Here is a 24,991-nt window from a genome sequence, read left to right on the forward strand (position 1 = left end):
TTTCCATGTCCCGTCTTTGCTTGGAACGCTGAAATTTTCGAATCGATAGCCTGATGACCGACACTTCGATCACAATTGCACTGGACTGCATGGGCGGTGACCACGGCCCCGACGTGGTCGTTCCCGCGGCATTCCGGGCGCTCTCCCGATACCCGCAACTGAACCTGATTCTGGTAGGCCAGGAAACAGTGATCGCGAAGGCCGTTGCCGCGCAAAAGAAAACCAGCGAGCGGCTGACGATCCGGCATGCCAGCGAAGTGGTCGAGATGGATGAACTGCCTTCCCAGGCTCTGCGCGGTAAAAAAGATTCCTCTATGCGGGTGGCCATTAATCTGGTCAAGGAAGGCCAGGCCCAGGCGTGTGTCAGTGCCGGTAATACCGGCGCCCTGATGGCTACTGCCCGATTTGTCCTGAAGATGCTGCCCGGCATCGATCGTCCCGCCATTTGCACCACCTTGCCGACCATCGAAGGTCACACCCATGTGCTCGATCTCGGAGCCAATGTTGACTCCGATGCCCAGACGCTGGTCGAGTTCGCGGTGATGGGGTCCGCACTGACCGCCGCGGCCGACAACAAATCTGAACCGACAATCGGTCTGCTCAATATCGGCGAGGAAGAGATCAAGGGCAATGAACGGGTCAAGGAAGCGGCGCGCCTGCTGGCCAAAAGCAATCTCAATTATATCGGTTACGTGGAAGGTGATGGTATTTTCAAGGGTGACGCCGATGTGATCGTTTGTGACGGTTTTGTGGGTAACGTCATGCTCAAGACCACCGAAGGTGTAGCCAAGATGATCAGTTACTACATGAAGCAGGAATTCAAACGCAATCCGCTGACCCTGCTGGCCGGTCTGGTCGCCATGCCGGTACTCAAAGCCTTCAAAAAGCGTATCGATCCCCGCGAATACAATGGCGCGAGCCTGCTGGGACTGCAGGGGATTGTGGTTAAAAGCCATGGCAGCGCGGATGCCTATTCGTTTGCTACCGCTATTTCCGAAGCGGTGCTTGAAGTGAACAAGAATGTTCCGGCCCGGATTACGCGGGTACTGGAGAGCCAGTTGGCAGAGAGGCAGGCAAGTTGATCTATTCACGCATCACCGGAACGGGAAGTTTTCTGCCCGAAAAGATCCTGACCAACAAGGATCTGGAAAAGATGGTGGAAACCTCCGACGAATGGATTACCGATCGGACCGGGATCAAGGAACGCCATATTGTGGAGAACGAGACCACCTGCGATCTGGCTGAACAGGCGGCGCGTCGCGCAATCGAAGCCGCCGGTCTTGAAGCGGCGGATATCGACATGATCGTGGTCGCTACCACCACCCCCGATCGGGTCTTTCCCAGTACCGCCTGTCTGTTACAGCAACGCCTCGATATTCATGGTTGCCCGGCGTTCGACATCCAGGCGGTGTGCACCGGTTTCGTCTATGCCCTGAGCGTGGCCGATCTCTATGTCAAGTCCGGCACAGTCAAAAATGCGCTGGTGGTTGGCGCTGAAACACTGTCCAATATTATCGACTGGACCGATCGCAGCACCTGCGTGCTGTTCGGCGACGGTGCCGGCGCGGTGGTGCTTTCCGCCAGCGATGAGCCGGGCATCCATTCGACTCATATTCATGCCGATGGTCAGTACAAGGAACTGTTGACCGTCCCGGCCGGGATCGCTGAACATCCGGAGCAATTCAAGGACGGCTCGGCCCTTATCCAGATGAAAGGTAACGAAGTCTTCAAAGTGGCGGTCAATACACTGGGTCGGATCGTCGACGAGACCCTGGCGGCCAACAACATGGATAAATCCATGATCGACTGGCTGGTGCCGCATCAGGCCAACATTCGCATTATTGCCGCCACCGCGCGAAAACTGAACATGTCGATGGACAATGTCGTCGTCACCGTGGGTGAACACGGCAATACCTCCGCGGCTTCCATTCCGCTCGCCTTCGACATCGCCGTGCGCGATGGCCGGATCAAGCGCGGCGAACTGATCATGCTGGAAGCCTTCGGCGGCGGCTTCACCTGGGGCTCGGCGCTGCTCACATTCTAGGCTCTGGAAATCAACGCAGAGTTCGCGGAGTCGCAGAGGCGCGGAGACGAAAAATATAATTGTGAATTTTGAGTTTTAAATTTTGAGTTGTGGGCTGGCATTTAATTCAGCATTCAACATTACTTAACATACTCCGCGGCTTTGCGCCTCTGCGTCCTCCGCGTTTGTTACCAGAGAATTCGAAAAGAGGTAATCAATGACACTGGCGTTTGTTTTTCCCGGGCAGGGCTCACAATCCGAGGGCATGTTGAAGGATCTGGCCGCGGCCTATCCGCAGGTCGGCGAGACTTTCGCGCAGGCGTCGGACAAGCTCGGTTATGACCTGTGGCAGGTCGTGCAGAACGGGCCGGCCGAGGATCTGAATCGGACCGACATCACCCAGCCGGCGATGCTGGCCGCGGGTGTGGCCACCTGGCGTGTCTGGCAGGAGAAGGGCGGGGCAATGCCGGCGCTGATGGCCGGGCACAGCCTGGGCGAATACAGCGCGCTGGTCTGCGCCGGCAGCCTGGATTTTGCCGACGCCATCGGCCTGGTGGCCGAGCGCGGACGTCTGATGCAGGATGCCGTGCCGGCCGGGGAAGGCGCCATGGCCGCGATTCTCGGACTGGAGGATGACGTCGTACGCCAGGCCTGCGAGGAGGCCGCCGAAGGTGAAGTCCTGGCCCCGGTTAATTTCAACTCGCCCGGCCAGGTGGTCGCGGCGGGTAATAAAACCGCCATCGAACGGCTGGTCAGTGTGGCCAAAGAGCGCGGTGCCAAACGTGCGCTGGTGCTGCCGGTCAGTGTGCCGTCCCATTGCAGTTTGATGCAGCCGGCAGCCGATAAACTGGCCGAGGTGCTGGCGCAGATCGAGGTCAAGGCCCCGCAGATTCCCGTGATCAACAATGTGGATGTCGCCGCACCCACCGATCCGGCCGCCATTCGCGACGCGCTGGTGCGCCAGCTTTACAATCCGGTACGCTGGGTCGAAACCGTACAGAAAATGGCCGCCGACGGTGTGGATCGCCTGATCGAATGCGGCCCCGGCAAGGTGCTGGTCGGCCTGAATAAACGGATCGACAAGAATATGGTCGCTGAAGCGGTCTTTGACCCGGACTCGCTGAACACGGCACTAAACGCAGATTAAAAGAGATTAACCACCAAGACACCAAGACACGAAGATTGAGTTTTAATATTGTTACCTTGGTGTCTTAGTGTCTTGGTGGTGAGAATTTGAATTCAGCCACTGACCAACAGGGGAAAGTGATGACACTTGAAAACGAAATTGCCTTTGTCTCCGGCGCCAGTCGCGGTATCGGCAAGGAGATCGCGCTGGAGCTGGGCCGACAGGGCGCCAAGGTGGTTGGTACGGCGACCTCCGAAGACGGCGCCGGGAAGATCAGCGCTTATTTGAAAGAGGCCGGCATCGAGGGTATGGGGGTGATGATGAATGTCACCGATTCGGCCAGTATCAATGCCGCACTCACAGAGGTGGAAGCCAGCTTCGGCGCGCCCAGCGTTCTGGTCAACAACGCCGGCATCACGCGTGACAACCTGCTGATGCGCATGAAAGATGAAGAGTGGGAAGACATTATCAACACCAATCTGAACTCGATTTTCCGCCTCTCCAAAGCCTGTCTGCGCCCTATGACCAGGGCCAAAAAAGGCCGGATTATCAGCATCGCCTCGGTCGTCGGCGTCTCTGGCAACGCCGGGCAGACCAACTACGCCGCGGCCAAAGCCGGGGTGATCGGTTTCAGCAAGTCCCTGGCCCGGGAAGTCGGCTCGCGCGGCATCACCGTCAACGTGGTGGCGCCCGGTTTCATCGACACGGATATGACCCGGGCACTGCCCGAGGCCCAGCGCGATGCGCTGCTGGGGCAGATTCCGCTGGCCCGACTCGGGGACCCGGCGGAAATCGCCCAGGCGGTGGCCTTTCTGGCCTCGCCCGGCGCGGCGTACATTACCGGCGAGACATTACACGTCAATGGCGGGATGTATATGGCGTAAGGCCTGTAAGTTTATGAATTTAAAAGACTAAAACGAGCGTCAAAGTGCGGGGTGTTTAACGTCCTGGAATGTGGCATATTGCCCGTGATTTCACTACAATAGCGGCCGCACACAGCGCTCACGGCTGAAAGTTTCAAACATCAAGAGGATCAAAACACATGAGCAGTGTTGAAGAACGTGTAGAAAAAATCGTCGTTGAACAGTTGGGCGTTAAAGCGGAAGAGGTGACCAAGGAAGCGTCTTTCGTTGATGATCTGGGCGCAGACTCTCTGGATACCGTGGAACTGGTTATGGCTCTGGAAGAAGAGTTCGAAACCGAAATCCCGGATGAAGACGCCGAAAAGATTACCACCGTTCAGCAGGCTGTCGATTACATTAACAACAACGTTAAGTAATCGACCTGCTAAGCGTGTTGCGGGCCGCACCACATTAAACTGTGAGTGCGGCCTTTTGCTTATTCTGTATCGCCACATCTAGCGGCACTGGCAAGAGGATTCAGCGTGTCAAAGCGTCGTGTTGTTGTGACCGGCATGGGGATGTTGTCTCCGGTCGGCAATAACGTCAAAACAGCCTGGGAAAATATCCTGGCCGGCAATAGCGGCATCGGTCCCATTGAGCATTTCGATGTATCCGATTTTGCTGTCCGCTTCGGGGGTTCGGTGCGAGATTTTGATGTCACCAGCGTCATGTCCAGCAAGGATGCACGCAAGATGGATACTTTTATCCATTACGGCATCGCCGCCGCCATCGAAGCGATCGAGGACAGCGGACTGGAAGTGACCGAGACCAATGCCGAACGCATGGGCGTGGCCATCGGTTCAGGCATCGGCGGGCTGGGCACGATCGAAAGGAATTACGAGGCCTACGAGAAGGGTGGTCCACGCAAGTTCTCGCCGTTTCTGATTCCCGCCACGATCATCAACATGATCTCCGGTAATCTGTCGATTCGTTACGGTTTCAAGGGGCCGAACATCGCCCTGGTGACCGCCTGCGCGACAGCGACCCATAGTATCGGTGATGCGGCACGTTTGATCGAATACGGCGATGCCGATGTGATGATCGCCGGTGGTGCGGAAATGGCGACCACGCCCTCGGGGCTGGGTGGCTTTGCCGCCGCCCGTGCATTATCCACGCGCAATGACGATCCACAAACCGCCAGCCGTCCCTGGGACCAGGAGCGCGACGGTTTCGTGCTGAGTGATGGCGCCGGCGTGGTGGTACTGGAAGAGTACGAACAGGCCAAAGCACGTGGGGCAACTATCTATGCCGAGGTGATCGGCTACGGGATGAGCGGCGACGCCTATCATATGACTTCGCCGTCGGAAGGCGGTGAGGGCGCAGCCCGCTGCATGAATGCGGCATTGAAGAACGCGGCTATCAACCCCGAGCAGATCAACTACATCAATGCGCACGGCACCTCGACGCCGGCCGGCGATGCGGCTGAAGTCGCCGCCGCCAAACGCAGCTTTGGTCAACACGCCTACAAACTGGCAATGAGCTCCACCAAATCCATGACCGGCCATCTGCTGGGGGCCGCGGGCGGGATCGAAGCGATTTTCACCTGCCTGTCGATTCGTGATCAGGTCGCCCCGCCGACGATCAATATTTTCAACCCGAGCGAAAATTGCGATCTCGACTTCGTCCCGGGCGAAGCGCGACAGATGAACATTGACGTCGCCCTGTCCAACTCGTTCGGCTTCGGTGGCACCAACGGCACCCTGGTCTTCCGTAAACCGGACTAAACCTTTCAGGCCAGGTCAAAGAAATTAACCACCAAGGCACGAAGACACGAAGTAAAATATTATTTAATAAAAATCACCACTTGGTGTCTTTGTGTCTTGGTGGTGAATATTTATTCGAGTATCGAGTCTATGCCAAGCACCGAAACCAAGCAGGTCGACTTGCTGGCATTACACCGCCTGAACCCCGAACGTTATCCCTTTTTGTTGCAAAGTGCCGTCGTGGCCGAACCACGGCCGGCGACAGCCCGTTACGATATCCTGTTTGCCTTTCCCGACGACAGCTACGCCCTGTGGACGGATAACCGCATTACCCGTAACGGCGAACCTTACTCTGAAGGCGAGTTTCTGCAATTGCTGGACAAACTCTGGCAAGAACATCAGATTGATCTCCCTGATGCGAATGAACTGCCTTTTACCGGCGGCTGGTTCGTATATCTTGGCTATGAACTGGCTGCACAGATTGAACCGCGACTGGATCTGCCAAAAGACGATGAGCAGCCTGTCGCCGTACTGACACGAATTCCTGCGGCGGTGATCTTCGATCATCACAGCGGTGACACCAGCCTGGTTGTTGAGCCGAACCAGACAACGCTGAGGGCACAGATGGAAGAAGATATTGCGCATGTCATCGGCGCAGCACCGCAACATTCGACGAAGTTAGACATTCACCTGGCAGCGGATGAACCGAAACAGTATTTACAGGGCGTTGAACGGGTCAAGAATTACATTGTCGAAGGGGATGTGTTTCAGGTCAATCTGTCACGTGGCTGGCAGGGTGACGCGAGACCGACACCATCGGGCGCGGATATCTATCAGCAATTGTGTCAAACCAATCCCGCACCGTTCGCTGCCCTGGCGCAGCTGCCTGGCCTGAATGTGATCAGCTCCTCGCCGGAACGCCTGGTGAAAATCTCGGGCGGGCGCATCGAAACCCGCCCGATTGCCGGTACGCGCCCGCGCGGACAGGAACACGTCGGCGATGCGGCCAATCTGCAGGAGTTGATTGGCCACCCCAAGGAACGCGCCGAACACATTATGCTGATCGATCTGGAACGCAATGATCTCGGCCGGGTCTGTGAGCCGGGCAGCGTCGAAGTTGACGAGCTGATGGGACTGGAAACCTACGCGCATGTCCATCATATTGTGTCCAATGTCACAGGCCGGTTGCGTGATGGCGTGACCCCGGGCGAGGCTATCCGCGCGGTGTTTCCCGGCGGGACAATTACCGGTTGTCCCAAAGAGCGGTGCATGGCGATCATTGCCGAACTTGAACAGGTCCCGCGTGGTGCCTATACAGGTTCCCTGGGTTATCTGAATCACAACGGCGATCTCGATTTAAATATTCTGATTCGTACCATTACCCGGCAGGGTGAACACCTGGCCTTGCGTGCCGGTGCCGGGCTGGTATTCGATTCCATTGGTGAAAACGAACTGCAGGAAACCGAACACAAGGCCCGGGGCATGTTGCTGGCGCTGGGATCGGTGAGCTGATGCTGGCCTGTCGGATCAACGGCATTGACGGCCGGCAGATTGATATCTCCGATCGGGCCTGTCAGTACGGTGACGGGTTGTTTGAAACCCTGGCGGTGCGTAATGGCCAGGTGGAATTTCTCGAGGCGCATCTGCAACGCCTGGCCAAAGGGGCCGCCAGCCTGGGGATTCCCATGCCGGATGCCGGCCTGTGGCGAGCCGACATCCGGACGCTGCTGGTCGGGCGCCAGCAAGGGGTATTGAAGCTGATGCTGAGCAGGGGCCCGGGAGGCCGGGGCTATCTGGCGCCCGATGACCCGGTGACCAGCCGCATCGTCATGCTGCATCCCTGGCCGGTTCACCCACCGGAATACGTGGAACAGGGTGTGCGTGTGCGTCTGTGTCAGATGCGGCTCGCCGTACAACCGCAGCTGGCGGGCATCAAACACCTGAACCGGCTGGAGCAGATCCTGGCGCGGCGCGAATGGGCGGATCCGGCAATCCAGGAAGGCGTGATGTTCGACAACCGGGATCGGGTAATCGAGGGCACCATGAGCAATCTTTTCTGGGTAAAAGGCAGCACTCTGCATACCCCGGACTTATCAGCCTGCGGCGTACAGGGTATTATGCGTCAACAGATCATCAATCTGGCTCCCGCACTGGGGCTGGATGTGCAGATCGATCACTATTCCCGCCAGGCACTGGATGAGGCGGATGGTCTGTTTTTAACCAACAGTGTGATCGGCCTGTGGCCGGTGCAACAACTGGAAGAGCGGTTGTTTGATCCTCTCCCGAGGATCAAACAGATTCAGGACAAACTTGACGCAGTACGATTACAGCATGCGGAATCTGATTTTTAGGCTATTAGCCGCCGGCATAGTGAGCGCCGCCCTGGTCATTGGCGCGTTCTGGATAGATTATCGTGATTATCTGTCCTCTCCCTTACCCTTGCCCGATGAGGCGCCGCTGATCTTCGAGATCAAGGCCGGCTCCAGTCTCAAACGTGTCGTGGATGATCTGGCCGAACAGGCTGTCATCGAAAAGCCGCGTTATATCCTGCTCAATGCCCGCCTCACCGGTAAAGGCACACAGATCCACACGGGGGAGTATCGTCTTGAACCCGGGATGCAGGTCCGGGATTTTCTGGACATGCTCTATCAGGGCAAAGTCATTCAATACTCGTTGACCCTGATCGAAGGCTGGAACTTTCGCCAGATGATGACCACTATCCACACTACGCCCCACCTGGAACAGACGACGCTGGGATTCTCGGACAAGGAAATCATGCAAGCGATCGGCCACAGCGATGAACACCCTGAAGGACGCTTCATGCCGGATACCTATCGTTTTACCCGTGGCATGAGTGACATCGATATTCTCAAACGGGCCTACAACGCCATGACCACGCATCTGGCAGAACAATGGCCGCAACGCGCCGTTGGCTTACCCTATGAGACCTCTTATGAAGCGCTGATCATGGCCTCGATCGTGGAAAAGGAAACCGGCGTCCCCGAAGAGCGGGGTACTATCGCGGGCGTGTTTATCAATCGGCTTGAAAAACGCATGCGTTTGCAGACCGATCCTACCGTTATCTATGGCATGGGTGAGTATTACGATGGCAATATCCGGCGCCGCGATCTGCGCACCGATACGCCTTACAACACCTATACCCGCGGCGGGCTGCCACCGACGCCCATTGCCATGCCCGGACGTGAAGCCATTCATGCTGCCCTGCATCCCGAACAGACCGAGTATCTCTATTTTGTCTCGCGTGGGGACGGCAGCCACAAGTTTTCCCGCACCCTGCAGGAACACAACGAGGCGGTGATCAAATTTCAGCTCAAGGGACGCAAGCGTTCCTTCTCTTCCTATAAAAATAACGAGGATGATAATCAATGAGCGGTTATTTCATTACTGTCGAAGGCGGAGAGGGGGTCGGTAAAAGCAGTAATCTGGGTTTTATCGAAGCCTGGCTGCGCGAGGCGGGCAAGGATGTGGTCATGACCCGCGAACCCGGCGGCACCGCGCTGGGCGAGAAAATCCGCGCCCTGTTACTCGATGCCGATCAACATTCCATGAGGGTGGATGCCGAACTGCTGCTGATGTTTGCGGCCCGGGCCCAGCATCTGGACGACGTGATCAAGCCGGCACTGGCTGAGAAGAAATGGGTGGTTTGCGATCGGTTTACCGACGCCAGCTACGCCTACCAGGGCGGCGGGCGCGGCATGGAACTGCAGCGTATCGCCCAGCTGGAACAATGGGTGCAGGGCAATCTGCGCCCGGATCTGACCCTGCTGCTGGATATGCCGGTGCAGCAGGGCTTGCAACGGGCCGGGCAGCGCAGCACGCCGGACCGTTTCGAACGGGAACAAGACCACTTTTTCGAACGGGTGCGCGAAACCTATCTGATCCGCGCCCGTCAGGAGCCTGCCCGGTTTCGCGTGATCGATGCGTCTCCGGAACTGGCACAGGTCCAGCAACAGATCGCCGCGGTATTATCGGTCCTGATATGACGCTCCCGGTAATCCAATGGCACGCGACCGCCTGGCAGCAACTGCAGGCGGGACGCCGGCAACAGCGCCTGCCTCATGCTCTGTTGCTCAGCGGCGCGGCGGGGATCGGCAAGGTCGAATTCGCGGATCAGCTGGCGGCCTCGCTATTGTGTGAGCAACCGCGCGACGACGGCCATGCCTGCGGGACCTGCCACGCCTGCCAGCGGATCGCAGCGCAAACACATCCCGATCGGTTCCGGCTGGCGCCGGAGGAGCCGGGCAAGGCCATCAAAGTCGATGCGGTTCGTCAGCTCATTCAGCATCTCTCGCTCACCGGCCATTATGGTGGCTATCGCGTGGTGACCGTCGAGCCGGCCGAGGTCATGAACAGCAACGCCGCCAATGCCATACTCAAGACCCTGGAAGAGCCGCCCGCCAACACGCTGCTGATCCTGATTACGTCGTATCCGGCCCGTCTGCCAGCGACCATCCGCAGCCGCTGCCAGCCGTTGCACCTGCATAGCCCCGATCCCCAAACGGCCCTGGCGTGGCTGCAGCAGGAAGCGCCCGACAATACACAGCAGGAGGCCGAGCTGGCCCTGCGGCTCGCCGCCGGGGCACCCCGGCTTGCGGCTCACTATCTGCACGAAGACTGGCTGGCGGTGCGCCAGGAGCTGATCGAGGCGCTGATCGGCTGTGCCCGGGGAAATACCGACCCGCTCGCCGCTGCCGCCACTGCCCAGCAGGCACTCAAGCTGGATCGGCAGTTGCCGATACAGTGGATGTATCACTGGGTTGCTGATTTGATCCGGCTGGCCTATGATGAGAACAATATTAAAAACAACGACATGAGAGGGGAGTTGCAGGCCCTTCCCACTCCGGTGGAATACAGCGCGCTGCATCATTTGCTGGATAAACTCCAACAGGCAAGGCGTCTGACCGAAACGACCATCAACCCGCAACTGCTGTGGGAAGATCTGATGATAGAATGGTCCGGATTGTTTAACGCCCGACGCGGTTAAGCAAGACATACAAGCGAGGATTTCTATGGTTGCGGCACCCCCCAAAGCCCCCGGTGGCGGACGACAGGGTATCCTTTCCCTGACTATCAAGGACAAGAGCGCGCTCTATGCCGCCTATATGCCGTTTGTGAAAAACGGCGGTCTGTTTATACCCACCAACAAGAGCTACAACCTTGGCGACGAGGTTTTTATGCTGCTGACCCTGATGGAAGAGAAAGAAAAACTGCCCGTGGCCGGCAAGATCGTGTGGATTACCCCCAAAGGCTCGCAGGGCAACCGGGCCGCCGGCATCGGCGTGCAGTTCAGCGATCAGGACGACGGCAGCGCCCGCACCAAGATCGAAACCTACCTGGCCGGCGCGCTGAAATCTGATCGCCAGACTCACACGATGTAATTAACAGGGCCGAGGGACGAGTGACGAGGGCCGAGAAAAAGGTCCGTTTGTTTTCCTCGTTACTCGTCCCTCGTACCTCGTCACTTTTCTGTAGTATCATACACGGCCAAATTCATCGGAACTTGTAAGCCTATATGTACCTGGTCGATTCCCATTGTCATCTTGATCGCATCGATCTCGAACCCTTCGACGGCAAACTCGAAGGCGCGCTGCAAAATGCCCGCGAACATGGGATAGAACACATGCTGTGTGTCTGTATCAACATGGAAAACCGCACGGACGTGCTGGATGTGGCGCGTAACCATGACTTCATTTCCGCCTCGGTCGGGGTGCATCCCAATGAGGATGAAGGCCACGACCCGGAAGTGGAGGAGCTGGTCGAACTGGCCGCCGACGAGAACATCGTGGCTATCGGTGAGACCGGTCTGGATTACTTTCGCAGCGAAGGCGATCTCCAATGGCAACGGGACCGTTTCCGCCGCCACATCGCCGCCGCCAAACAGAGCGACAAGCCCCTGATCATCCACATGCGCGAGGCCACCGACGACACCCTGCGCATCCTCAAGGAGGAGAGAGCGGACGAAATCGGCGGCGTCATGCACTGTTTCGTCGAAGACTGGGAAACCGCCAAAAAGGCGCTGGATCTCAACTTCTACATCTCCTTCTCCGGTATCGTCACCTTCAAAAGCGCCAAAGCACTGCAGGAAGTGGCGAAAAACGTTCCGGCCGACCGCTACCTGGTCGAAACCGACTCGCCCTATCTCGCCCCGGTGCCGTATCGCGGTAAAAGCAACCAGCCCGCCTGGACCCGGCATGTGGCCGAATTTATTTCAGATTTACGCGAAACGGATCTGGAAACCGTTGCCGAACAAACCACCAACAACTATTTCGAGCTGTTCAAACATGACAAAAAGTAAATTTGAAGTGGCGGAAAGCCCGATCCACGGCAAAGGACTGTTTGCCACTGCGCCAATCAAAAAAGGAGAATTCCTGGGGAATCTCAAGACCCGCGCGGCCAAAAAGGACGGGCCCTATGTGCTGTGGTGCGACGATGGCAAGGGGCGTGAGGTGATCTGCGATTTTCGCTTTATCAACCATTCCCGCAAAGCGAATGTGGCCTATTACGATGATCTGACCGTGATGGCGCTCAAAAACATCAAGCCCGGCGAAGAGCTGGTGCACAATTACGGGGATGAGTGGGAAGACTAAACTCGCTTTGAGCGTACAGGCGTGATGCTTGTTTCTGATGTCCCGGATGGCCTGGGCATCGAAATAGAGTCTGTTATCTGGCAAGTAATTTACCCAGCTCTTCGTTTTCCTTGATGGAACCGGATAGGTGTTCGAGGGTTATCGGGCGAACTCTGTGCTTACGCACAGAGTCTTCAATGGCTTCGGTGAGTAGCTGGGAGAGGCTTTTATGCGATTCCTTTGCAAGCTTCTGCAACGCCTTCCACGCGGCAGCATCGACTCTGGCACTGATTTTTATTTTCGGCATAACCTATACCATATAACTCAATAAAAACAGAAACCTACAAATCACTTCTCAACCCATTTCTCACCGCTTTTCCGATACTTTTTCTTGACCGCGCTCCAGGCCACCTTGTGCGCCGTGGCCTCACGGTCCTCCCGATCCGCATATTCCTTCCAGGCGTGGTTGAACGCTTCTTTGTAGATCTGCTGGGCCTCGGTGGGCAGGTTATTGCGCACTGAATCGGGGAGTTGATCAATACGGTCGTAGGGCATAGTAATAATAGTCCTGAGTGCTGAGTCCTGAGTCCTGAGTGCTGAGTGCTGAGTGCAGAGTTCTGAGTTCTGAGTTCTGAGTCTGAATGTCGGATACCGCGTTGCTATATCCGGCCTACATCTAACACTTAGTACTAAGAACTTAGCACTCAGCACTCAGCACTATCGCCCACCGGGCGAGGTTTGCCCTGCTCGTCGATGGCGACGTAGGTGATCTCGGCTTCGGCGACGCGGTCGCATTCGTCGGTGCCGCGGCTGCGTTCGGCGAAACCTTCGATCATGACCCGGATAGAGGTATTGCCGACATGAAGCACGCGCGAGTAGAGGCTGATCAGATCGCCGACGTAGACCGGGTTGATGAAACGGAATTCGTTGACGGCGATGGTGACAATGCGCCCGCGGGCCTGGCGATAGGCCGCGATGCTGCCGGCGATATCGGCCTGGGACATCAGCCAGCCGCCGAAAATGTCGCCGGAGGCGTTGGTGTCGGCCGGCATGGCCATGACGCGGATCTGGGGCTCCTCACCCTGCGGCAGTTTGTCGGAATGCAGGTTTTCGCTCATTCGTGTCCCCTGTAGAAGCGTGCAATATCATCCGCAAAAGTTTCCCTCAGTTCGTTGCGCTTGAGCTTGAGAGTGGGCGTAATCAGGCCGTCTTCGATGCCCCAGGGCGTCAGCGTCGCCCTGACACGATAGATCTTTGCATAGCCGGGAAAGTCGTGCAGCTGGTGATTGATCTTATCCAGTAACAGCCGGATGATCGTTTTGTTCTCCAGGCTCGCGCTATCGTCGGGATCAAGGTTGTGATCGCGGGCGATTTGTTGCCAGCTTTCAGGGTTGAGAACGGTGATGCAGCTTAAAAAAGGTTTACCTTCGCCGATCACCATGGCCTGGTCGAAGAGGGGATCGTTGGCAATGGCCATTTCGATATCGGCTGGCGGGACCTTCTCGCCATTGGACAGAACGATGATGTCCTTGATGCGCCCGGTGATATAGATAAAGCCGTTATCGATACGGGCCACATCGCCGGTATGCAGCCATCCCTGTTCGTCAATGATCCCGCGTGTGGCCTCCTCATTGTTCCAGTAACCCTTCATGATACCGGGGCTGCGCACGAGTAACTCGTTATCATCTCCCAGTTTGACTTCCACATCATCGAGAACCTTGCCGACACTGGCCGGGTCGTTATTTGTGCGGCGATTGACACTTGCCACCGGGCCCAGTTCGGTCATTCCATAGCCCTGTAGCAGGGGCAGCCCCAGGCCGATAAAGGTTCTGGCGACATCGACAGGTAACGGGGCGCCCCCGCAAACAGCAATGCGCAACCGGCCGCCGAGTTTTTGCATGATCTTTCTGGCCACCAGGGTCTTGAACACAGGCCATAACAGTTGCCGCGGGCGCCAGCGATCCCGGTCCTGCTGGTGTTCGAACATCTGCCAGCCCGTGCTCACCGCGTTGCTGAACAGTTTACGGGCAAGGGGGGATTTGTCTTCCAGCTGCGCCTTGATCTTGTTATTGACCCGCTCGTAGATGCGTGGAACAGAGATCAGAATCGTCGGCCGGATGCTCAGCAGATCCTCGGCCAGTTTTTCAATGGAACGCGCATAGGCGACGGTCGAGCCGGCTACCATGGGAAGGTAATAGCCCCCGGTGCGCTCGAACATGTGTGACAGCGGCAGGAAGGACAGATAAACATCGTCATTATAAAAACGCTCGCACTTTGAGGCAGCACAGGCATTCCAGAGGATATTTTCATGACTCAGCATCACTCCCTTGGGTTTGCCGGTGGTCCCCGAAGTGTAGACAATCGAGGCCAGATCCCGGGGGTTTATTTCAGGGCGGACAAGATTGTCTTGCTGGGCCGGGATCCAGTGGCTGATTGAAGTGAGACGCACCTCTGAGTGATTGCCCGGATCCTGCAGACTGATAAAGCGTTGTACTGTGTCAAGGCGATCCAGAATACCCTGGAGTATTTGCCAGTGTTCCTGACCTTCGAATAACAGACATTTAACATCGGCATTATCGATGATGTAGGCAATGTTGTCGGGGCGATCATTGGTATATAAAGGTACGACCACCAGCCCGAGTCCGAGCGCAGCCTGTTCGAACTGAACCCAGGCGGGACAGTTACGCAGGATTAACCCGACCCGCGTGCCAGGTTCCAGGTTTTCCCGGGCGAGTGCGGTTTGCCAGCGAGCCACTTCCTCTGCCATTTGCTGCCAGCTGATATCCTCCCATTGATGAGTGCTGGAATTGTAGTGACGATAGGCAATACGATGCGGGCTGCGACGAACCCGTTCCTGAAACAGGCCGTGCAGATTGCCGGCCTCTTCCTGGCTGATTATATCGCTTATTGAGTTCATGCGATGTTCCTGTCAGTCAATCAGTGCAACTGAGACCAGCCGCCATCTGGTGTGAAGCGGGGACCGTAACGTTGTTGTAACTGGCCGAGCATTTTTTCCATCTGCTCATAGCCGCGACAGTCCGCATAGTGCAACGGCCCACCGCGGAACGGAGCGAAGCCGGTACCAAAAATCACACCTGCATCGGCCAGATCGGCTTCCTCGACGATGTTCTCTCGCAGGCAGGCAACCGTTTCATTGATGAGTCGCAGAATCATGCGATCCTGAATGTCGGCGGGGGGCGTATAGCTTTTGTCGGGGCGGGGCTTGACCGGTTTGCCTTTTTTGAAGGTATAAAAACCCTGACCGGTTTTCTTGCCCAGCTTGCCCTTATCTACCAGCTTGCGCAATTTTTCCGGCACGGTGATGTCCATTGACTCGGAAAGTATCTCCGCGACTTTGAGACAGATATCCAGTCCGACGGTGTCGGCCAGTTCGATCGGTCCCATCGGCATGCCGAATTTCACGGCTTCATCGTCGATGACTTTCAGGGGAATGCCTTCGTCAGTCAGGGTCACCGCTTCCAGCAGGTAGGGCATCAGCACGCGGTTAACCAGAAAACCGGGCTTGCTGGCCACCGGCAGGGGCAGTTTGCGAATGGCCCTGGTGAAACTGCTGGCCTGATTCACGCTGTCTTCATCGGTGTGCTGGCCATGAACGATTTCTACCAGGGGCATTTTCGCCACGGGATTGAAAAAGTGCAGCCCGATCAATCGTTCAGGTTTGTTCAGCGCCGTGGCCAGTGTTTCCAGCGGGATGCTGGAGGTGTTGGTCGCAATCAGGGCGTGATCCGGCAGTTCGGGTTCGATATCACGCAGCAGATCCTGTTTGACCTTGATGTCTTCGAAGATGGCTTCGATAACGATGTCCGCGCGTTTGAGGCCATGGCCATGGGGATCGGGAATCAGTCTATCCATGGCGCCGTTGATGGCAATCCGGGCCTTCAGTTTACTTTTGTAGAGTTTGTGCGCGGCCTTGATTACCCGGCCGATGGCCTCGGTCTTCGGATCCTGAACAGTGACCTGAAAGCCCTGCATGGCGCACCAGGCGGCAATGTCGCCGCCCATGACGCCGGCCCCGATCACATGCACCTGTCTGGGGGCATAATCGATCTGTCGGCCGAGGGACTTCATCCGCTCCTGTAACTGGAACACCCGGATCAGATTGCGCGCGGTCTTGCCCACAATCAGCCGGGCCACGGACAGGGCTTCCTCTTTGAGCATCTGCTGGCGATCGTCGAAATGGTTTTGCCACAGATCGAGCAGGGCGTAGGGCGCCGGATAGTGAGCGCGCGGGGCTTTTTTGGCGACTTTTTTGGCCATGTATCTGGCCAGCCAGGGACGCAGCCATTTATGGTTCAGCCACCGCATCCAGAACGGCAGTGTCTGTTTGGCCGGCGGGTGCAATACTGTCTGGGTCGCCGCGTTGAGCAGATGGCGTTTGGGCACCGCGTGCTGGATCAATTTCATCCGTTTGGCGGCGCGTGCCGAGAGAGTGCGGCCGGTCAGCATCAGATCCATGGCATTCAGGGGGCCGAGGGTCTCGATGCTGCGCACGGTCCCGCCGAACCCGGGATGAATCCCGAGTTTGACTTCCGGCAGGCCGATACGGGTGGCCGGATCCTCATCGGCGATGCGATAGCGACAGGCCAGCGCCAGTTCCAGCCCGCCGCCCAGACAAAAGCCGTGGATCAGCGCCACCGTCGGGCAGGGCAGGTTCTCCAGTTTTTGAAAAATGGTATGCCCCCGTTCGATGGCCGCCTGGGCTTCGCCCTGATCGTTGAACTCGGTGAACTCGTTGACATCGGCGCCGGCGATAAAACCGTTGGCCTTGTCGGAAAGCATCACCACACCGCGCGGCGGCTTGCTCAGCAGCTCGCCGAGAATGGTATCCAGTTCATTGAGGACGCCGGCCGACAGGGTATTGGTGCTGCTCTGTGCCTTATCCAGATGCAACCAGGCAATGTGATGATCATCGTGGACGACGTTCCAGTTTTTATAATTTGTTGCAGCCATGTTTTATCAATCCTGTTTGCGTTACGCGGTTTCCACCAGCATGGCACCACCCTGGCCTCCGCCGATGCAGAGGCTGGCCATGCCGCGTTTGGCATTGTGTTGTTTCAGGACCTGGAGCAGGTGCAGAACAATCCGCGCGCCGCTGGTACCGACCGGATGGCCGAGGCTGATGCCGCCGCCGTCAACGTTGAGGCGGGCCTGATCGATGCTACCCATGGCGCCGCGTAACCCCAGCTCGTTCTTGCAGTAGTTGCTGTCTTCCCAGGCCCGCAGACAGGCCAGGACCTGGGCGGCAAAGGCTTCGTTGATTTCCCAGTAGTCGATATCGTCAGGTTTGAGCTTGTGGCGCTGCATCAGCGGCGTCATGGCATGCACCGGCCCAAGCCCCATCTGTGCGGCGTCCAGTCCCGCCCAGTGGGTGTCGACAATGCGCCCGAGCACCGGCAAATCATGTTGTTTGACCGCCTTTTCACTGGCCAGCAGCAACATAGCCGCGCCGTCGGTGACCTGCGCACTGTTACCGGCGGTGACATTTCCGAATGGCCTGTCAAACACCGGCTTCAGTTTGCCCAGCTGTTCCACGGTACTGTCACCGCGGATGCCGTCGTCCTGTTCATACACCTTGCCATGGCGGTCATAGATCGGTTCGATTTCATCCAGCCGGCCTTCCTGCATGGCGGCGGCCAGACGATGATGGCTGCGTACGGCAAATTCGTCCATCTGCTCGCGGCTGATGCCAAAGCGCCAGGCCAGGTTTTCGGCGGTCTGCCCCATGGAAAGACCCACCACCGGATCGGTCAGGCCGCGCAGCAGGCCAATGACCGGCTTGAGATGCTGCAGGCGTAGCTGACCAAGCGTCTTGAGCCGCTGGCCGACCGTTTTGGCACTCATCCAGGCCCCCAGCCAGGCGACCATCTGTTCGTTCCACAGCACCGGGGCGTGACTCATGGCCTCGACGCCGCCGGCCAGCACCAGATCAGCGCGACCCATGGCAATATCCTTGGCGGCGCTGTCCAGTGCCTGCATGCCCGAGGCGCAGTTACGCTGCACGGTCCAGGCCGGCACATGGTTGCCCAGACCCAGGCGCAATGCCGCCACGCGGGCGATATTCGCCTCGTCAGGTCCGGGCATCACGCAGCCGGTGATGACCTCGTCGATCAGACCGGGATCAAAACCCTGGCGCAGGAGCAGGGGACGGCTACAGCCGAGCAACAGATCAGCGGCGGCAAACGGTCCCGGTTTGTTTCGGGCCTTCAGGTGCGGCGTCCGGCTGCCATCGACGATATAGATCGGGCGTCGGCTGCCGCCGGAAGCGGTACTCTTCTTGCGCGTGGCGGTTTTTTTGGCGGTCTTCTTTGCCGTTTTCTTTTTCACTTCTGCCATGAGTTAACCTTTGCTATTTAAGGTCGGGGCCGAAATCATCCACCTTGATCACCTCGCGGCGCGCGGCATCGGCGCTACGAACGGTCTCGGCCTCCTGTTCCGTGATAATAGCCTGTTTGAGCGCGGCGTGTAACAGGCCCTCCAGACCGTGATAGTCGGGTTCGTAATTCGACAGCTGCTGACGAATGCGCTTTTCGATCGGCTCGGCGGCAATGACCTTGTGCAGGGCCTCTTCGATACGCTGCAGGGGTTCGTCGCTGGAATGAGGTTGATACATCCCTTCGCACAACCGTTCGCGGGCGTCACCGGGCGTGATCAGCATATCCGCGATGCGGTGGCCCAGTTTGTCACCGGGGGCCTTGAAGTGCTGGCCCAGGGGAAAGACCATCCAGCGCATGATCCAGGCCACCGGCCGGTTGGGCAGGTTCTGCAACAGGCCGTCGAAAGCGCGCTGGATTTCGAACAGCGTGTGCTGACAGCACCAGTGCAGCAGGGGCTCATCGCTTTTGGGATGGCCCTGATCCTCGAACCGTTTGAGACAGGCCGAGGCCAGATAGAGCTGGCTGAGAATATCCCCCAACCGTCCGGAAAGTTTCTCCTTGCGCTTGAGATCGCCGCCCAGGGTGAGCAGGGCGACGTCGGTCATTAATGCAAATGCCGCGCTCATGCGGGTCAGATGCTGGTAATAACGACGGGTCGGTCGCCGACCGGAGACCCAGACAAAGTGTGCCGAGGTCAGGCCGTGGAACAGGCTGCGAAACAGGTTTCTGGTCGTAAAGCCGATATGGCTGAACAGGGCGCGATCGAAGTTCTCCAGCGACTGGTCGGGATCCTCCATGCCCAGCGCTTCGAGTTCCTTGAAGATATAGGGATGGCTGCGGATCGCCCCCTGGCCGAAGATGATCATGGTCCGGGTCAGGATGTTGGCGCCTTCCACCGTGATACTGATGGGTGTGGACTGATAGCCGCGGGCGACAAAGTTGCGCGGTCCCAGACAAATGCCGGCCCCGCCAAGAACATCCATGCCGTCGTTGATCACCTGGCGCATGCCTTCGGTCAGGTGGTATTTCACAATGGCCGAAATGACCGAGGGCTTCTCGCCCTGATCCAGCGCTACCGAGGTCAGCCCGCGGGCGGCGTCCATCATGTAGGTGTTGGCGCCGATCCGCGCCAGCGCTTCCTCAACCCCTTCGAAACGGCCGATCGGCAGCTTGAACTGGCGGCGTACCCGCGCATAACCGCCAACACCATGGCTGACCAGTTTGCCCGCACCCGTACTCAACGCCGGCAGCGAGATACCGCGTCCGTCGGAGAGCGATTCCATTAACATGCGCCAGCCCTGACCAACGCGATCCTGGCCACCGATGATCCAGTCCATGGGAATAAAGACATCCTTGCCGCTGTTGGGACCGTTCATAAAGACCACGTTGAGCGGAAAGTGGCGTCGACCGATGTTAACGCCGGGGGTGTCGGTCGGTATCAACGCCAGCGTGATACCGAGATCGTCTTTATCTCCCAGCAGATGATCGGGATCGTACAGTTTGAATGCCAGTCCCAGCAGCGTGGCCACCGGGCCCAGCGTGATATAGCGCTTGTCCCAGGTGACGCGCATGCCCAGCACATCTTTTTTGCCATCAAACGCCTGGCGACAGACGATGCCGTAATCCGGCATTGCTCCGGCATCGCTGCCGGCTTCGGGGCTGGTCAGGGCGAAGCAGGGGATCTCCTCGCCTTTGGCCAGGCGGGGCAGGTAATGGCTTTTCTGTTCCTCGGTACCGTATTCGAGCAACAGCTTGGCCGGGCCCAGCGAGTTGGGCACCATTACCGTCACTGCGGCCGTGATACTGCGGGTGGCCAGCTTCATGATGATGGCGGAGTGCGCCAGATTGGAGTAATCCAGACCGCCATACTCTTTGGGGATGATCAGGCTCAAAAAGCCCTGTTGCTTGATATATTGCCAGGCCGGTTCGGAGAGATCGTAACGTTGGCTGGTAATCTCCCAGTCATCCAGCATCTCGCAGAGTTTTTCCACCGGCCCATCGATGAAGGCCTGCTCCTCGGCAGAGAGGGTTGGTATCGGAAGGCTACGCAGTTTTTTCCAGCGCGGACGACCGCTGAACAATTCCCCATCCCACCACACCGAACCCGCGTCCAGGGCTTCTCGCTCGGTCCGGGACATACGCGGTGAGACACGCCGGAACAGCTTCAACAGGGGGCGGGAGATCCAGCGTCGCCGCCAGCCGGTCACTTTCTGCGCCATGCTGTTCATGGGATGCCTCCTTTGCTGCGTAGGGTGATGTGATCCACCGCCTTTAAATTTAGAACCCCGTTACTGATATAACGTTCACTCCTTTAAAGACTTTATGCATCCGGCGAAGCAAGACTTTCATCTCCTTCTGACTTTATGCGTCCTGTGCGACCCGGGCAAGCTCTACAGTCAGGTTATTGCGCTCCTGCATTGGCCAGTTGCAATCCCTGTTCAGTTTTTTCCCACGGGGTATGAAAATGCGGTGAAAAACGTATCCCGCCACCGCGGCGAGCGCACAGAACGTGCTGTTCCATTAACCAGGCATAGAGTTGCTCAGTCGGGATCTGTTTGTGTTTGAAGACGACGATTCCGGCATAACGACCTGCTTGCGTATCGGTAAGTAATTCAAGGTTGGCAAGCTGGTCAATGGTGTCAAATATCCGCTGACTGTTTTCCAGTACCTGTTGCTCGATCGTCGCCATGCCGATCTCTTCGATCAGGGAGAGACTGGCTTCCAGTGCGTGAGCGCAGAGCATATTGGGACTGCCGCATTCGAAGCGGCGCGCGCTGTGCGCCGGTTGCCAGTCCGGGTTATCAAAATCGCCCATCTGTTCCACCATATGCCAGCCGTATTCAAACAGCTGTAACTGTTCGCGTGCCTCCGGGCGACTATAAAACAGCGCCAGACCTTCAGGCCCCAGCAGCCACTTGTGCCCATCGGCCATAACAAAGTCGGCCCCGCAGCTCTGCACATCAACCTGCACAGCACCGAGACTTTGAATGGCATCCACGCAAAACAGCACATTGTGTTGCTGGCAGTGTTCACCCAGCTGTTCCAGGCTGACGCGCAAGCCTGACGCATACTGGACCGAGCTGATCGCCAGTAGCCGGGTCCGGGCATCCATCGCTTCAATCAGCGCCTGCTCGGGGGTTTGCGTGCCATGCAGATTGACCTGGCGAACCTGTACCCCGCGGGCCTGCAGCGACTCCCAGACGATCCGGTTGGAGGGAAACTCTTCATCACTGATGACGACCGTGTCACCCGCTTGCCAGTCAAGCCCCCAGGCCACCATCGACAGGGCTTCCGAGGTGTTTTTAACCAGTGCAATATCCCCGGGCGGGGCATTGATCAAGCGCGCTCCGCGCTCGCGCAGGCGGGTTTCCACCGCGACCCAGTGCGGATAATGCAGCGAACCCAGTTGATGATTGTCGTGGGCAAAATCTTCCAGCGCCTGTACTGTACGCCGAGGCCAGGGTCCTACCGCTGCATGATTGAGATGAATCAAATCATCCTGCAGATTAAACTCCTGTTCGATCAAGGTTTGAACTTCACTCTTCAAAACACGTTACTCCACAACCTCAAAAGACTCCGCCGATGATTGCGTCATACTGAACTCCCGGCCAGAGAGCTGGCCTCCTGCTGACATGGCATACAGTTCAATCCGCTTCATGTTCAATACTACAGCAACGGTGCGTCTTTTGAATATCGGCGCGCCAGGTATGCAAGCTTGTAATCCGCCGTCACAGGTCAGCCGATGGTGATCGAAAAATTCACGAATGGCCAGTCCCGCAGAACATTGATGGTTGCGATAGTCGCGACAGGGGATGTTCCAGATATGAGCGTGAATGGCATTCGACAGGGGATATAAAAACACAGGCCGGTGTGTCACCGGCCTGTGTCCGGGGTCAATGCAGTTCCAGGTTGGGCAAATACTCGGGCAGATGTTTACGAATGGCATTGGGGTTTTGCCGGGTCAGGTTTTTATCCAGTTGCAGGGTCAGACTGCGTCGGGTGCTGTCATTCAGGTTATCACGCAACAGGCCGAGAAAGTTGGGGGAGGCCACAATGATCAGCTGCCGGAAGCTGTTTTTATTATGAGCCTTGTTAATATAGTGTGCGAGCTCCCGGGAAAAGTTAATGGCTTCCTGGCGTTTGGGTTCAGTTTCCTGGGTCATGGCGTGGGCGGCGCTGCCATTGACCCCTTTGCCATTTTGCTTGCCCGGCAGATCGGAGGTAATGTCCTGATTGTGTTGTCGGCTGGCCGGGTGGGTAAACATTTTCAGTTCAACCAGTGGTGAGGATGCCGTGTCGGCGCTAAATATACGGGCGCGGCTGCTATCGGCTACCAGAATCCAGGTCTTGGGCATAGGTGTTTCCTCCATCGTTGCTATGTCAATGAAAGTCAGAGCGTCGGGCTAAATCTGTAACGCTTGCAGTTCTATATTTCGGCTACTCATCTCCCAGGTAGTATTGAAGAACGCGTTCAGTTCCGCAGCCCGGGCGGGGTCGTTAAAGTTGGCGATTCCCTCAAAACGGCTGGCCACGCGCCGGTCCACCACACCGCAACCATCGGCAACAAAAAACGCGTGATGATAGGCCCGGGAAAGCTGGCGAATTTCGACACGGCTACTCAGGCGTCGAATCAGTTCCGGCAGGTGATGGCAGCGGTGGAGCAGTTTTTCGGGAGAGTAAAACAGGATCCGTATGCTCGCATTGGCGTCCCCGGTAGCGATACGCCGTACCGCGTCGATAAAAGCGGGGTGGTCGTAGAGACCAGGTTCCAGGTTGTCGTCGAATATCAGTAAGGAAAGCGCTGCCTGCTGACTCATGGCATGAATGACGCGGGAGCAGTCCTCACGCCCGGCCAGCGACAGCAGCTGATCGGATTCACACAAAGAGAGCGAGTCAATCGGGTCCATACTTCCAGTTTAGCGCCTTTGACGCTCTTGTCACGAAGCTTGCGGACAATCAGCTCAGACGCACCCGGAAGAGGGGGCAAGATTTTGTAAGTGCCTGAAAAAAATACGGAAACCGGGCAGAACCCGGGTGTCACAGGGCCTCTTCGATAGCCTGACAAAACGGCTCGAGATCATCCGGATTGCGGGAGGTGATCAGATTGCCGTCGATCACCACCGGCTCATCCACCCAGTCGGCGCCGGCATTCAGCAGGTCGGTGCGCACCGAGGGCCAGGAGGTGAGGGTGCGTCCGCGCACCACATCCGCCTCGATCAGCAACTGCGGGCCGTGGCAGATGGCCGCCACCGGCTTGCCGGTGCTGACGAATCCCTTGACGAAGGCCACGATCGCCTCGTTGGTCCGCAATCGGTCCGGACCAAAGCCCCCGGGAATCACCATCCCGGCGTAATTAGCCGGGTAAGCCCCCTCGGCATCGATATCAATATGCGCGGCAGTACCGTCTTTTTTGCCGTGCACATCCACCCCGGCCTGATTACCCATGACCTCAATGTCATAGCCGGCTTTTTTCAGATGCGCATAAGGTACCTCAAATTCGGAGTCCTCAAACCCTTCGCCAACGATAAAGACCAGTTTGCTCATAACGGTGTCTCCTTGCCATGATTTGCAAGATACACTGTAAACCCGCCAGTCAGCCTTGCGCATTGCGAATTTTCAATCTTTACCCTGTAAACTACGTGGACACAGCCTCGGCAGAATATGTTATATACGCAGCGATAGATTAGAGCCTGACATATACCGGAGAATAACAATGTTGCAACCTGGTCAATTTGCACCGCCTTTTTGCGCCCCGAATCAGTCCAGCCGACCGGTTTGTCTGGCCGATTTCAAAGGCCTCAAAAACGTGATTCTGTATTTTTACCCCAAAGACGACACGCCGGGCTGTACCGTGGAAGCCAACCAGTTCAGCACGCTGGTCGACGAATTCACCCGGCATGATACTGTCGTTCTCGGTGTCAGCCGCGACGACAGTGACAGCCACCAGGCATTTATCAGCAAGTTCGACCTGCGCGTCGATCTGCTGGCCGACACTGACGGCGAGCTGTGCGACAAGTACGGTGTCTGGCAGGAAAAAGAAAAAAATGGCGTCAAGAAAATGGGCATCGTGCGTTCCACGTTTTTAATCGACAAGAGCGGCAAACTGGCTCACGTGGAATACGGTGTCGATCCCGAAGGGCATGCGCAGGCGATGCTGGAGAAGGTCAAACACGGCTGAAAACCGGATCAGGCCGGATAATTCCCCGCCGAACCGATCCCTCCTTTAGTACGCATAATGTATATTATGTTAAATTA

General features: G+C 57.3%; 27 protein-coding genes. 15 read left to right on the forward strand and 12 right to left on the reverse strand.

What is annotated here, in order from left to right; genetic code table 11:
• Window positions 1-53 precede the first annotated feature (53 nt).
• The 14 genes from plsX to R6U90_RS09610 all read left to right on the forward strand — a co-directional run bounded on the left by plsX (window position 54) and on the right by R6U90_RS09610 (window position 12,362).
• Window positions 54-1,082 (forward strand): phosphate acyltransferase PlsX, encoded by a 1,029-nt coding sequence (gene plsX / locus R6U90_RS09545; RefSeq protein ID WP_410352458.1) that lies wholly within the window; start codon window positions 54-56, stop codon window positions 1,080-1,082.
• Window positions 1,079-2,044: a beta-ketoacyl-ACP synthase III gene (locus R6U90_RS09550; RefSeq protein ID WP_410352459.1), complete on the forward strand. Its 966-nt coding sequence runs from the start codon at window positions 1,079-1,081 to the stop codon at window positions 2,042-2,044. Before plsX ends, R6U90_RS09550 begins: the two co-directional genes overlap by 4 nt.
• A gap of 196 nt (window positions 2,045-2,240) precedes the next feature.
• Complete coding sequence (fabD, locus tag R6U90_RS09555) at window positions 2,241-3,170, forward strand: ACP S-malonyltransferase (protein ID WP_410352460.1); 930 nt, start codon at window positions 2,241-2,243, stop codon at window positions 3,168-3,170.
• A gap of 119 nt (window positions 3,171-3,289) precedes the next feature.
• The gene (gene fabG / locus R6U90_RS09560) at window positions 3,290-4,033 is read left to right on the forward strand and encodes a 3-oxoacyl-ACP reductase FabG (RefSeq protein WP_410352461.1); all 744 of its coding nucleotides are present in this window, start codon (window positions 3,290-3,292) and stop codon (window positions 4,031-4,033) included.
• 158 nt (window positions 4,034-4,191) lie between these two features.
• Window positions 4,192-4,428, forward strand: coding sequence for an acyl carrier protein (gene acpP / locus R6U90_RS09565; RefSeq protein ID WP_410352462.1), 237 nt, complete (start codon window positions 4,192-4,194; stop codon window positions 4,426-4,428).
• Between the two features lie 105 nt (window positions 4,429-4,533).
• Window positions 4,534-5,775, forward strand: coding sequence for a beta-ketoacyl-ACP synthase II (gene fabF, locus R6U90_RS09570; protein ID WP_410352463.1), 1,242 nt, complete (start codon window positions 4,534-4,536; stop codon window positions 5,773-5,775).
• Window positions 5,776-5,904: 129 nt separating this feature from the next.
• On the forward strand, window positions 5,905-7,266 hold the full coding sequence (locus tag R6U90_RS09575) for an aminodeoxychorismate synthase component I (RefSeq protein ID WP_410352464.1): 1,362 nt from the start codon (window positions 5,905-5,907) through the stop codon (window positions 7,264-7,266).
• Window positions 7,266-8,105 carry an aminodeoxychorismate lyase gene (pabC, locus tag R6U90_RS09580; protein WP_410352465.1) on the forward strand — a complete coding sequence of 280 codons (840 nt, stop codon included), beginning with the start codon at window positions 7,266-7,268 and terminating at the stop codon, window positions 8,103-8,105. The genes R6U90_RS09575 and pabC overlap by 1 nt, the downstream gene beginning before the upstream one ends.
• A gap of 19 nt (window positions 8,106-8,124) precedes the next feature.
• Window positions 8,125-9,144: an endolytic transglycosylase MltG gene (gene mltG, locus R6U90_RS09585; RefSeq protein WP_410352466.1), complete on the forward strand. Its 1,020-nt coding sequence runs from the start codon at window positions 8,125-8,127 to the stop codon at window positions 9,142-9,144.
• On the forward strand, window positions 9,141-9,758 hold the full coding sequence (gene tmk, locus R6U90_RS09590) for a dTMP kinase (RefSeq protein WP_410352467.1): 618 nt from the start codon (window positions 9,141-9,143) through the stop codon (window positions 9,756-9,758). Before mltG ends, tmk begins: the two co-directional genes overlap by 4 nt.
• Window positions 9,755-10,759 carry a DNA polymerase III subunit delta' gene (locus R6U90_RS09595; protein WP_410352468.1) on the forward strand — a complete coding sequence of 335 codons (1,005 nt, stop codon included), beginning with the start codon at window positions 9,755-9,757 and terminating at the stop codon, window positions 10,757-10,759. The genes tmk and R6U90_RS09595 overlap by 4 nt, the downstream gene beginning before the upstream one ends.
• A gap of 25 nt (window positions 10,760-10,784) precedes the next feature.
• A complete protein-coding gene (locus R6U90_RS09600; protein WP_410352469.1) occupies window positions 10,785-11,153 on the forward strand; it encodes a PilZ domain-containing protein in 369 nt (122 codons plus the stop codon).
• Between the two features lie 134 nt (window positions 11,154-11,287).
• On the forward strand, window positions 11,288-12,070 hold the full coding sequence (locus R6U90_RS09605) for a TatD family hydrolase (RefSeq protein WP_410352470.1): 783 nt from the start codon (window positions 11,288-11,290) through the stop codon (window positions 12,068-12,070).
• On the forward strand, window positions 12,057-12,362 hold the full coding sequence (locus R6U90_RS09610; protein ID WP_410352471.1) for an SET domain-containing protein: 306 nt from the start codon (window positions 12,057-12,059) through the stop codon (window positions 12,360-12,362). Before R6U90_RS09605 ends, R6U90_RS09610 begins: the two co-directional genes overlap by 14 nt.
• Before the next feature lie 73 nt (window positions 12,363-12,435).
• On the opposite strand, the gene R6U90_RS09615 is transcribed toward R6U90_RS09610, so the two are convergent.
• The 12 genes from R6U90_RS09615 to R6U90_RS09670 form a co-directional block, all read right to left on the reverse strand.
• A complete protein-coding gene (locus R6U90_RS09615) occupies window positions 12,436-12,648 on the reverse strand; it encodes a ribbon-helix-helix protein, CopG family (RefSeq protein ID WP_410352472.1) in 213 nt (70 codons plus the stop codon).
• A gap of 41 nt (window positions 12,649-12,689) precedes the next feature.
• Window positions 12,690-12,896, reverse strand: coding sequence for a ChaB family protein (locus R6U90_RS09620; protein WP_410352473.1), 207 nt, complete (start codon window positions 12,894-12,896; stop codon window positions 12,690-12,692).
• Window positions 12,897-13,045: 149 nt separating this feature from the next.
• Window positions 13,046-13,459 (reverse strand): acyl-CoA thioesterase, encoded by a 414-nt coding sequence (locus tag R6U90_RS09625; protein WP_410352474.1) that lies wholly within the window; start codon window positions 13,457-13,459, stop codon window positions 13,046-13,048.
• The gene (locus R6U90_RS09630; RefSeq protein ID WP_410352475.1) at window positions 13,456-15,258 is read right to left on the reverse strand and encodes an AMP-dependent synthetase/ligase; all 1,803 of its coding nucleotides are present in this window, start codon (window positions 15,256-15,258) and stop codon (window positions 13,456-13,458) included. The genes R6U90_RS09625 and R6U90_RS09630 overlap by 4 nt, the downstream gene beginning before the upstream one ends.
• Before the next feature lie 20 nt (window positions 15,259-15,278).
• Window positions 15,279-17,312, reverse strand: coding sequence for a 3-hydroxyacyl-CoA dehydrogenase NAD-binding domain-containing protein (locus tag R6U90_RS09635; protein WP_410352476.1), 2,034 nt, complete (start codon window positions 17,310-17,312; stop codon window positions 15,279-15,281).
• A gap of 21 nt (window positions 17,313-17,333) precedes the next feature.
• On the reverse strand, window positions 17,334-18,695 hold the full coding sequence (locus R6U90_RS09640; protein ID WP_410352477.1) for an acetyl-CoA C-acetyltransferase: 1,362 nt from the start codon (window positions 18,693-18,695) through the stop codon (window positions 17,334-17,336).
• 13 nt (window positions 18,696-18,708) lie between these two features.
• The gene (locus R6U90_RS09645) at window positions 18,709-20,964 is read right to left on the reverse strand and encodes an acyl-CoA dehydrogenase (protein ID WP_410352478.1); all 2,256 of its coding nucleotides are present in this window, start codon (window positions 20,962-20,964) and stop codon (window positions 18,709-18,711) included.
• A gap of 173 nt (window positions 20,965-21,137) precedes the next feature.
• Window positions 21,138-22,283 carry an aminotransferase class V-fold PLP-dependent enzyme gene (locus tag R6U90_RS09650; protein ID WP_410352479.1) on the reverse strand — a complete coding sequence of 382 codons (1,146 nt, stop codon included), beginning with the start codon at window positions 22,281-22,283 and terminating at the stop codon, window positions 21,138-21,140.
• Between the two features lie 6 nt (window positions 22,284-22,289).
• Window positions 22,290-22,613, reverse strand: a complete 324-nt coding sequence (locus R6U90_RS09655; protein ID WP_410352480.1) for a hypothetical protein — start codon at window positions 22,611-22,613, stop codon at window positions 22,290-22,292.
• A 16-nt stretch (window positions 22,614-22,629) separates the two neighbouring features.
• Window positions 22,630-23,091 carry a host attachment protein gene (locus tag R6U90_RS09660; RefSeq protein WP_410352481.1) on the reverse strand — a complete coding sequence of 154 codons (462 nt, stop codon included), beginning with the start codon at window positions 23,089-23,091 and terminating at the stop codon, window positions 22,630-22,632.
• Window positions 23,092-23,139: 48 nt separating this feature from the next.
• Entirely contained in the window at window positions 23,140-23,643 is a 504-nt protein-coding gene (locus R6U90_RS09665) for a hypothetical protein (protein ID WP_410352482.1), read from the reverse strand.
• A 130-nt stretch (window positions 23,644-23,773) separates the two neighbouring features.
• Complete coding sequence (locus tag R6U90_RS09670; protein WP_410352483.1) at window positions 23,774-24,280, reverse strand: type 1 glutamine amidotransferase domain-containing protein; 507 nt, start codon at window positions 24,278-24,280, stop codon at window positions 23,774-23,776.
• Between the two features lie 169 nt (window positions 24,281-24,449).
• Here R6U90_RS09670 and R6U90_RS09675 point away from each other — a divergent pair, with 169 nt between their 5' ends.
• Entirely contained in the window at window positions 24,450-24,914 is a 465-nt protein-coding gene (locus tag R6U90_RS09675) for a peroxiredoxin (protein ID WP_410352484.1), read from the forward strand.
• The last annotated feature ends 77 nt before the right edge of the window (window positions 24,915-24,991 follow it).

The sequence above is a fragment of the Thiohalophilus sp. genome, assembly GCF_046483665.1.
Taxonomy (GTDB): Bacteria; Pseudomonadota; Gammaproteobacteria; order UBA6429; family Thiohalophilaceae; genus Thiohalophilus.

Coding starts and splice junctions, on each gene's coding strand:
- R6U90_RS09625 (WP_410352474.1), bottom strand. CDS start 13,459: ATGAGCGAAAACCTGCATTCCGACAAACTGCCGCAGGGTGAGGAGCCC.
- R6U90_RS09635 (WP_410352476.1), bottom strand. CDS start 17,312: ATGGCTGCAACAAATTATAAAAACTGGAACGTCGTCCACGATGATCAT.
- R6U90_RS09675 (WP_410352484.1), top strand. CDS start 24,450: ATGTTGCAACCTGGTCAATTTGCACCGCCTTTTTGCGCCCCGAATCAG.
- R6U90_RS09660 (WP_410352481.1), bottom strand. CDS start 23,091: ATGCCCAAGACCTGGATTCTGGTAGCCGATAGCAGCCGCGCCCGTATA.
- plsX (WP_410352458.1), top strand. CDS start 54: ATGACCGACACTTCGATCACAATTGCACTGGACTGCATGGGCGGTGAC.
- R6U90_RS09575 (WP_410352464.1), top strand. CDS start 5,905: ATGCCAAGCACCGAAACCAAGCAGGTCGACTTGCTGGCATTACACCGC.
- R6U90_RS09630 (WP_410352475.1), bottom strand. CDS start 15,258: ATGAACTCAATAAGCGATATAATCAGCCAGGAAGAGGCCGGCAATCTG.
- R6U90_RS09610 (WP_410352471.1), top strand. CDS start 12,057: ATGACAAAAAGTAAATTTGAAGTGGCGGAAAGCCCGATCCACGGCAAA.
- R6U90_RS09600 (WP_410352469.1), top strand. CDS start 10,785: ATGGTTGCGGCACCCCCCAAAGCCCCCGGTGGCGGACGACAGGGTATC.
- R6U90_RS09670 (WP_410352483.1), bottom strand. CDS start 24,280: ATGAGCAAACTGGTCTTTATCGTTGGCGAAGGGTTTGAGGACTCCGAA.
- R6U90_RS09605 (WP_410352470.1), top strand. CDS start 11,288: ATGTACCTGGTCGATTCCCATTGTCATCTTGATCGCATCGATCTCGAA.
- R6U90_RS09620 (WP_410352473.1), bottom strand. CDS start 12,896: ATGCCCTACGACCGTATTGATCAACTCCCCGATTCAGTGCGCAATAAC.
- R6U90_RS09645 (WP_410352478.1), bottom strand. CDS start 20,964: ATGAACAGCATGGCGCAGAAAGTGACCGGCTGGCGGCGACGCTGGATC.
- R6U90_RS09640 (WP_410352477.1), bottom strand. CDS start 18,695: ATGGCAGAAGTGAAAAAGAAAACGGCAAAGAAGACCGCCAAAAAAACC.
- acpP (WP_410352462.1), top strand. CDS start 4,192: ATGAGCAGTGTTGAAGAACGTGTAGAAAAAATCGTCGTTGAACAGTTG.
- fabD (WP_410352460.1), top strand. CDS start 2,241: ATGACACTGGCGTTTGTTTTTCCCGGGCAGGGCTCACAATCCGAGGGC.
- tmk (WP_410352467.1), top strand. CDS start 9,141: ATGAGCGGTTATTTCATTACTGTCGAAGGCGGAGAGGGGGTCGGTAAA.
- R6U90_RS09615 (WP_410352472.1), bottom strand. CDS start 12,648: ATGCCGAAAATAAAAATCAGTGCCAGAGTCGATGCTGCCGCGTGGAAG.
- fabG (WP_410352461.1), top strand. CDS start 3,290: ATGACACTTGAAAACGAAATTGCCTTTGTCTCCGGCGCCAGTCGCGGT.
- R6U90_RS09595 (WP_410352468.1), top strand. CDS start 9,755: ATGACGCTCCCGGTAATCCAATGGCACGCGACCGCCTGGCAGCAACTG.
- pabC (WP_410352465.1), top strand. CDS start 7,266: ATGCTGGCCTGTCGGATCAACGGCATTGACGGCCGGCAGATTGATATC.
- R6U90_RS09665 (WP_410352482.1), bottom strand. CDS start 23,643: ATGGACCCGATTGACTCGCTCTCTTTGTGTGAATCCGATCAGCTGCTG.